Below are 907 nucleotides of genomic sequence, written 5' to 3' on the forward strand. Positions count from 1 at the left end.
TTGCGTCATTTCGCTGTCGCGCAGTAGAGTAGTCGGTTTCGGGGAAGAGCAGACATCGAACACGAGCCGAACCCGCAGAGTCGGTCGAGAATGACCCGAAGCGGGCGCCGTTGGTGGAGCGCGAACCAACAGTATTGATTTAGATCAAAACCGGTAATTCGCGCCGAAATCCAAAATGCGCCCCTAAACCCAAAGCTGAGCTGGGGCGCGCTGCCTGCCCATGCGATCCCAGGATCATCCGGCTTTTGGACGGTATAGCCAAACCTACGTCGAGTACCCGCCGCGGGCAGAAACCGGAGAGTTTCTCCAAGGAGGATGGCGTGCTTACATTCCGAACGTCGATAACCTTCGCTGTGATGGCATTCATCGCCGCGTTGGCTGGACTGCTGATCTTCATTCAGTTCTGGACTTTCCATTTTGCCGTCCGGGAGGCGGCATCTGCGCGCATGGATGCGGCCGACGCTCAGACGCTGGGGCGCCTTCAGAACGAGATCTCCAAAGTCACGTCAATTGTGGATGTGCTCGCGAGCAGTTCGAGCGTCGCCGACTCGGATGAAAGGTCCGAAGTCGGTCGCGCAATTCCGCTGTTCAAGACCGCTGTCCTCGAAGTGCCGCAGATAGACTCAATTTATGCGGCTTACGATAATGGCGGCTGGTTGCAGATGCGCCCGTTGTACCACCTGAACGACGAGCAGCGGACCAAATTGAGGGTGCCGGCGGGTGCTGCCTTCGGGATCAGCTTGATCCGTCCCACCCCAACCGGCGCATTGCCCATGCGGCGAGTCTTCGAAGACCAGCAGGGCAATGAGCTCGAGCAGCAGGATCTCTGGAAATACGGTTACGACCCACGTGTACGGGCCTGGTATATCGACACGATTAAGGCAGATCGAACCTTCATTTCGTCGCC

The 907-nt window shown here is 57.8% G+C and carries 1 protein-coding gene; it reads left to right on the top strand.

All coding sequences use genetic code 11. From position 1 onward, the window contains the following. Nucleotides 1-356: 356 nt before the first annotated feature. Nucleotides 357-907: hypothetical protein (locus AC629_RS44495; protein WP_168195773.1), on the top strand; the 551-nt coding region annotated here is incomplete at its 3' end.

Origin of the sequence: Bradyrhizobium sp. NAS80.1, assembly GCF_001908205.1 — a bacterium.
Taxonomy (GTDB): domain Bacteria; phylum Pseudomonadota; class Alphaproteobacteria; order Rhizobiales; family Xanthobacteraceae; genus Bradyrhizobium.